7 protein-coding genes are annotated in these 7,059 nt (G+C 43.1%); 4 read left to right on the forward strand and 3 right to left on the reverse strand.

The genetic code is table 11. The features are described 5' to 3' along the window. Positions 1-399: 399 nt before the first annotated feature. From BLU87_RS10260 to BLU87_RS10275, 4 genes are all read left to right on the forward strand, one after another. Positions 400-1,755 carry a reductive dehalogenase gene (locus BLU87_RS10260; protein ID WP_092347757.1) on the forward strand — a complete coding sequence of 452 codons (1,356 nt, stop codon included), beginning with the start codon at positions 400-402 and terminating at the stop codon, positions 1,753-1,755. Positions 1,756-1,771: 16 nt separating this feature from the next. Further along, positions 1,772-2,065: a hypothetical protein gene (locus tag BLU87_RS10265; protein WP_092347760.1), complete on the forward strand. Its 294-nt coding sequence runs from the start codon at positions 1,772-1,774 to the stop codon at positions 2,063-2,065. 142 nt (positions 2,066-2,207) lie between these two features. Continuing rightward, positions 2,208-3,374, forward strand: a complete 1,167-nt coding sequence (locus tag BLU87_RS10270) for an FMN-binding protein (RefSeq protein ID WP_092347763.1) — start codon at positions 2,208-2,210, stop codon at positions 3,372-3,374. A gap of 132 nt (positions 3,375-3,506) precedes the next feature. After that, positions 3,507-4,160, forward strand: a complete 654-nt coding sequence (locus BLU87_RS10275; RefSeq protein WP_092347766.1) for a flavodoxin family protein — start codon at positions 3,507-3,509, stop codon at positions 4,158-4,160. A gap of 224 nt (positions 4,161-4,384) precedes the next feature. Here the strand turns inward: BLU87_RS10275 and BLU87_RS10280 are convergent, their stop codons facing one another. The 3 genes from BLU87_RS10280 to BLU87_RS10295 all read right to left on the reverse strand — a co-directional run. Continuing rightward, a complete protein-coding gene (locus tag BLU87_RS10280) occupies positions 4,385-5,017 on the reverse strand; it encodes a MarC family protein (RefSeq protein ID WP_092347769.1) in 633 nt (210 codons plus the stop codon). Positions 5,018-5,467: 450 nt separating this feature from the next. Further along, positions 5,468-5,821, reverse strand: a complete 354-nt coding sequence (locus BLU87_RS17985; RefSeq protein WP_139167524.1) for a transposase — start codon at positions 5,819-5,821, stop codon at positions 5,468-5,470. Between the two features lie 1,048 nt (positions 5,822-6,869). Next, a partial coding sequence (locus tag BLU87_RS10295; protein ID WP_139167526.1) for a GmrSD restriction endonuclease domain-containing protein occupies positions 6,870-7,059 on the reverse strand: 190 nt, incomplete at its 5' end.

Raw genomic sequence — 7,059 nt, forward strand, 5'->3', positions numbered from 1 at the left:
CTCCTCTTTTGGCTGCAACTTACACTGCGCCCTGCAACCCTGGTTGCGGGGCGCAGTGGTCTCTGCTGTTGTGCGCTATTCCTCTCGTTCAGACTGACCAGGCGCAACCTAGGTTGCGTTTAGGCTTAATTTTATTTTCCCCTAAAAAATATAATAACGCTATAATTTCAGTGACTTAGACAATTTTTCGAGGTTGGCATCTAACTTGCTAACTCGAATAGCGTATGCACAACAGTTTCGGTCATAAGTGTTTCGAGTGAAGATAAAAGTACAGATGTGTCTCAGTGTTTTGAATACAGATTAAACAACACAATTCATCATAAGGAGGTTTTGTCTGCGTCTTATCAAAGCATTCATTTTTAACTGTCAGCAGGAAAATTTTTCAAAAGGAGTCATTTAATGTCAAAACTAGACAGAAGAAAATTTATCAAAGGGATGGGGTTATCACTAGCCCTGCCAAGTGTAGCAGTTGCCGGTACATATGGGAAAAATTATGATCCCGGTGGCCCTGGAACAATAAAAGCTGCTGAAGTAGAGCGGTATAGAAAAGAGCTTCCTTCTTATTTTTATAAAAGGATCCCAGCACACAGAAAGAACTTTATTGGTACGACGCAATTAGGCGATAACGTGGTCCAGTTTGAAGATGCAAGAACCCACGCATTTGCCGAATTCTTCATGCATGGCACCAATAGAGATTACACTGGTAAATGGGGCCAAGCGGTAAAAAAAGCGATGGATGACAGAGCAAAGCTTACCGCGACATTCACCGATGAGCAAAAAGAAGATGCTGCCTGGGGGGGTGCAATTACCGCTGCATCGGACCAGTGGCACGTTAACTTGGGACCTGGTCGTTGGGAATCTATCGGGATCAAAGCCAATAAGCTGGTGCTCCCTGCTGGAGAAATGACGGCAAAAATCAAAAAAGTCGCAAAATGGTTTGGTGCCGACCTGGTTGGTGTCTGTGAAATTACAGAAGATTTAAGACCATTCTTTTACAAGACCGGACGGACCTGGGGATCCCTGAGAGGGGCACCAAAAGCAGAAAGAATCGTTGATAATGGGCGCGATATTCCATGGCCATACCCATATAAGTACGCAATTATGATCGGGAAAATGGAAGGTATCTACGGGCTGAAAACAAATGTCGGACCGATGAACAATGCGACTGTTGCGACCGAATGTTCAGACGATGACATCTATCCAAGATACCTTGAGAGTACGATTCGTAGTTTAGGTTACGACGCTAAAGCGCAATCAATGAACGGGACTGACGATTTCAACATGATCCCGTTGGCGGTCCAAGCTGGACTCGGTGAACTTGGCCGCATGGGAATGCTGGTAACCCCTTATGGAGCACATGTTCGCCTGTCAGCGGTCACGACCAATATGCCACTGCTGGCGGATGATCCAATTGATTTCGGGCTGCAAGAGTTTTGCAAAACCTGCAAAAAATGTGCGGAAAATTGCCCTTCAAAGGCGATCAACGATGAAACCGAGCCTGAAATGATTGGTGGTGTTGTCAGATATCAATTAGATCCTGTTAAATGTATGACCCAAAGAGCAACAACGGGTTGTGCGAGTTGTGCTGCCGTGTGTCCATTTACAAAACCAGACAATATTTTACATAGTGCCGGCCGTATCATGGGCAGAAATCCATTAGGGGCAAAACTGTTGAAATCGATGGATGACTTGTTCTACGGGGTTCAACCAACTCCGAGGGCGCTTACGAGTGATTTAGCACCGTGGAAATTATAGGAAAAGGGAGCAAACTATGTTGATGTTTATATTTGGAGCCATTGCTGCAACTTTAGTCATAAAACTTTGGGATTATAAAAAGAAAAATTCCATAACTTTATCTTGGATCGAATACTTAACCGGCAGTATCTGGGTCTTCTGGACGATTACCGGGATCGCATTTATTGTCATTAACTTAGGTGAAGGGGAAACCCGTGCTGCCAGCCTTGGATCTTTAATTTTTGGTGCAGTTGCCCTGTTTGGATTTATCGGATTACGCAAATTGTATCGAAAAGGAAAGTGTTTAACCAAAGCACCAGCTGCAAGTTAACGTAAATCATATAGAAGATGTTTGTCTCGGGGGCTTTGTTTTTTTAAATATGAAGCCCCCTTTTTATGCAATTCCTCCGTGGTAGAGATCATGCAATGTCAAACCGATATTTCAGGATAAATCATTTGATAAAGAGATTGACATGAGTAAAGTCATTAAAAAATTAAAAATAATTCTTATTATTTTTGCGACAGTCATTACAATTTTCGGTTTAATCTATCAAGGGAATACCGGAGAAAAAAATGTCTTAAACGATCTCAAACAAATATTTCCGACAGCGGTGTCTTTTGTTAAGGACAATGCGAGATATCCGGTTTATGAAGTATTTAACGCAGATAAAAATAATCTTGGTTATGCCGTGGAAGCCAGTTCTGCGGGTTACGCTGGGCCGATTAAGGTCTTAGCTGGTATCGACAATAGCGGTCTCATTGTCGATGTTATTGTGTTGAATCAAGTGGAGACGCCCTGGTTTTTTCAAAAAGTTCTAGCGGATGGGTTCCTGAGCAGGGTTAAGGGACATACTGTCGATGACCCCTTAAGTTTAAATAGTGATATTGATGCTGTTAGTGGTGCCACCTATACCTCTGAGGGCATCGTTAATGCGGTTAGAAAGAGTAGTCACTGGTTTGGTCGAAGCCATTTAAACTTAACCATACATGAAGAGCCAGAGACATTAATTGGTATCGAAGAGCTTCTCCTTGGGCTGTTATATGTGATTGTATTTTTCAGTCTGTGGAAAAAATATCATAAGTTAAGATTGTTAGTGATGGGAGCATCACTCGCCTTTCTCGGATTTTGGCAAAATTCACCGATCAGTTTTGCCAACATTGCCACGTTACTCACAGGCAATGCCCCATCATATTTAGAGCGGCCATTTTGGTATCTATTAGTGGTCGGAACATTGTTCGTGACCGTTTTAATGGGCAAGAATTTTTATTGCTACTATCTTTGTCCCTTTGGGGCGATCCAGGAGTTCCTCCATAAAATGGGAGGAATGAGTTACAAGCCCTGTCCACATACATTCAAGCGTTTGCAGAAAATACGACTCGGGTTAACGTGGTTAGCCTTTCTGCTGGCTATATATCTTGCCAATCCAAGTATCTCCAGCTATGAACCTTTCTCTGCATTGTTCAAACTGCAAGGCAATAGCGCTCAGTGGCTGTTAATGCCGTTTGTTCTTTTTATCGGCATATTTATTTCACGATTTTGGTGCAAGGTGTTTTGTCCAGTTGGTTTGGTGATGGACTTTTGCGCAAAAATCAGAAAGAGGGTTATCCAGTTATGGGGCAATTTAAAAACGGCAAAGTAGATTATTTTCTCATTTTGGCAACAGTCATTACTTTAAGCCTAACGTTGTATGCACTGATTTTAAACGCCGAATTTTTAGGCACATGATGCATATCATAAAATAATTAAATATATCCGGTAAGGAGATTCATTAATGCGACCACAGGTTATTGGAATATCAGGCAGTCCTATCAAAAATTCAAACACAGACCGCCTTGTACAATCCGTTCTGAACAATACAGGTCTAGAAACCGAATTTATTAAGTTGTCCACTAAGAAAGTTCAACCATGCGCTGCCTGTCTTGGTTGTACCAAAGACAATGTCTGTAAGGTGAAGGACGACTTTCAGGAGATCGCAGAAAAAGTAAGATACGCTGGTGCTATTGTCGTCGGCGGTTATTCGCCCTATGCATCCCTTGATGCGTATACAAAATCCTTTCTGGAAAGACTTTTTTCTCTTCGCCATCAAAACGGTCTTAATCGTGGAAAACTTGCCGTGACAGTTGTTACCGGTATTGGACGAGGCGCTCCAGGTTTAGATGCCGCCAGCGACCAGCTCGGTCAGGCACTGATGATGGAAGGAATGGATGTTCTGGAGTCATTGAAAGTCGTAGGGAATACTGAGTGCATGGTTTGTGGTTACGGCCAGAACTGTCCTATGAGCTCATTGTCCTGGGTTTTCGGCGATGATACAGAAATTACTCCGGAAAAATTTTGTCAGGTCGAAGGGCAAAGTGACACCTGGGCGCAAGCTGAAGTGCTAGGTCAAACCATTGCTGAACGGCTGAAAAAAACCCAGATGATGTAAGTAAAATCGTGGAAGAATAGAGGGAGACTCCAAGTTGCAATACCCTCGTCTACTCTCATGTGACGCAACTGGAGTGGAAATATAGATTTGATAATCAGGGCGGCAAATATCTGGGGATTATAGACTCAGGTTTGCCGCTCTTTAAACATTCCTCGCTGACCTCATCGCCTGTTTGCTTTGTTCCAATGCTGACATAGGGGAGAATGGGAAGCATATTGCTAATTTTAGAATCCAACCAGTCCGCTTTGCCTGATTCCATCAAATATGAATTGTACTGCCAGCGCTGATAACAGCACCCCCATGATCCGTGTGATGACTTGCATCCCGGTTACACCAAGCCAATGTTGAATTTTACCGGCAAGTAACATAGAGATGAAAGTCAGCAGTAAGATCAGTAAAATCGACGCGATAATGATCGCCTGCCCAGCGACGTCCCCTTTCTGGTCTGCCATTAGCAAGATGGCGGCACCCATTGCACCGGGTCCCGCAATAAGGGGAGTTGCCAGTGGGAACACTGAGATGTCAGTTTTAGAAAACGCTTCAGTGACCTCTTCGTCAGTGGTTGATGTGCCGCCAGAAGAGCGGGCAAAAACCATGTCAATGCCCATCAATAATAATAAAATACCACCGGCGGTCCTCAATGCAGCAAGTGAGATACCGAGACCAGCTAATAGAAATTCGCCAACCAATGCAAAGGCCAGTAATATTACCGTACTAATCAGGATTCCGCGGATGGCAATTGAACGTCTGTGCTGAGCGGTCTGGTTTGCTGTCAGAGCAGCGAACATGGCTGCTACGTCGAGTGGTCCAATCGTGGCCAAAAAAGTTGCTAATGCTAAGCCAGCAGTTTCAATCATTGCTTTGCTGTCCGATCATCGTCTTCTCATGGTTGTTAAGATAACCGATCGCAGGGCGAATCGGCATGACCAACAGACATCTTTTGTGTCCAGATTAATTCGCAAGTAAACGGATCTGTATGATGAGATTCTACACGATTTTGCAGCATTTTTATTGCGATATCTATTTTCATGCTGACATTATGGATGTCTGTGGACTGAAGTTGTGGTTGATAAAATCAAATCGTCGGGTTTCGTCCTGCCAGCCGAGAGACTTTTCTATCGCGACATAGAAAAGTATCCAAAAGAGGACGCCCCAATACCAGCGCCTGCTAAAGCAGGTTCCTTCCGCTACGCAACCCAGCGATGCGCTCGCAAAACTCGGGGTTTTCAACCCCTCAAACATTCCTCGCTTATCTCATCGCTGTTTTGCTCTGCTTCAGCGCTGGTATAAGGGGAGGGAGGCTGCAATTATATCCCATTCAAAGTTCTGTCAGCCACTCCCATGTGACGCAGCCGGAATGGAACGGCTGATTTGAGATCAGAGCGGCAAATGTTTGAGGGCACCAGCCCGAGTTTTTGCCGCTCCTCAAAGCAGCTGTGGAATGGAGGGAACCCGGAGGGCGTCTGCACGAGCAGATGATAATGATTAGACATCAGGCAATAGGCCGCAATCTGCACGCCGGACGTGTTTGTACTCTCCTGCAGAATAGCAAGAAAGGCATCATGGTCCTTCTGATCAACAAAAATATCTTCCCAGTGTCTGCCCCGATCCATGACGTGATACCAGGCATTAGGATTTTCAATTCGTAGCGGTCTAGCCATGAGAATTTGATTTAGAGGCAAGGGTTGCAAGAGTCAAACAAAGATTTGACCCCTTTGGGCCTCTTTATGCGAAAATTTCTGAAGTTATTTTACGGCTGGTATAAATCGGCTGACCATTTCGACCGGAACCGCGTTTTTTCCTGTGAAAGCCAGTATCAATGTGCCGCATAAGCAGAGTGAAATAGCTTAAGAACTTCCAGAAACACCCATTTCGCATCGAGATGGTCGCCATCTAATTGTCACTGCTTAAGGCAGATGATCTGGTTGATCGTCACTGCCACTCGATGCGAAAACTGTTTAAGACATGGCCTATAAGGTAGACCCGCTCTCAGACTGAAGAGCCGAAGAGACATTATCGCCAGTTTTAAACAAATTCACGAACCAGCAAAGGGAGTGTTATGTCTTCAATTGTGAAAGATCGGTTGACAAGCCTAAAGACATTAGTTTGTTAGCCATTTTTCAATACCTGAAAAGTTCAGTAAATATTGAAAGTGCCAATAATATTGCAAAACATAAAAACAAAGATTACTGAGATGTTTTGTTCAAATTTGCTAAGCTCTTTTTCCCTACACTTTTTTTATATTCCACTCTTAAATCTTCGAAAAATCTCAAATTGAGATTTGGCAGTATTGGGTTCTTTACTGCATTTTTCACAAGGTTGTAATTCGTCTTTTTTGCCTTATTTATCAGTAGAATTGTGCTTAACGGGAAGAGCAAAATATTTATATAAAGAATGCTTTCAAGTATGATTTCAATGGTTTTCATATTTATAATTTTTATGGCTAACGCTCGCATTTGCGGCTAGTTTGGAGCGCAGCGGAAAACTAGTCCGACAACATGCGCTTGTTATGGTTTTATATATTTGATCGTTTGCGAGATCATCTCATCCACATATCCGAAATCTGCAGCCAGTTCGTAAAGCCCAAGTCAGAAACCGGATGATTCGTGGTTGATCAGTCGCTTGTCAAAGAACGAAAAGTAAATCTTTTGCGTTAATGGTTATCTTTACTCTTGACGGCCGGGGGCCTGATAAGTGTTAGATGATTTTTTAGAATATATCCAATTTATCCATGATTCTGTTGTGTAAGTGCTTGCCTCTTTTTTCTAGCTCTTCAATATCCCATTTTCCGCACTTGATAATATATTGAGTTATTAAGAATGGTGTAACCACATTATCCTTGTCTTGATAAGCTTCCATTTTTTTCTCGTAGGAATAATTCTGTGCTTGGATATTTTTC

The sequence above is a fragment of the Desulfuromusa kysingii genome (assembly GCF_900107645.1).
In the GTDB taxonomy this organism is placed as follows: domain Bacteria; phylum Desulfobacterota; class Desulfuromonadia; order Desulfuromonadales; family Geopsychrobacteraceae; genus Desulfuromusa; species Desulfuromusa kysingii.

What these genes read in the sequence shown, in the direction of transcription:
- BLU87_RS10260 (WP_092347757.1), top strand. Translation starts at nt 400, where the DNA reads ATGTCAAAACTAGACAGAAGAAAATTTATCAAAGGGATGGGGTTATCA.
- BLU87_RS10265 (WP_092347760.1), top strand. Translation starts at nt 1,772, where the DNA reads ATGTTGATGTTTATATTTGGAGCCATTGCTGCAACTTTAGTCATAAAA.
- BLU87_RS10270 (WP_092347763.1), top strand. Translation starts at nt 2,208, where the DNA reads ATGAGTAAAGTCATTAAAAAATTAAAAATAATTCTTATTATTTTTGCG.
- BLU87_RS10275 (WP_092347766.1), top strand. Translation starts at nt 3,507, where the DNA reads ATGCGACCACAGGTTATTGGAATATCAGGCAGTCCTATCAAAAATTCA.
- BLU87_RS10280 (WP_092347769.1), bottom strand. Translation starts at nt 5,017, where the DNA reads ATGATTGAAACTGCTGGCTTAGCATTAGCAACTTTTTTGGCCACGATT.
- BLU87_RS17985 (WP_139167524.1), bottom strand. Translation starts at nt 5,821, where the DNA reads ATGGCTAGACCGCTACGAATTGAAAATCCTAATGCCTGGTATCACGTC.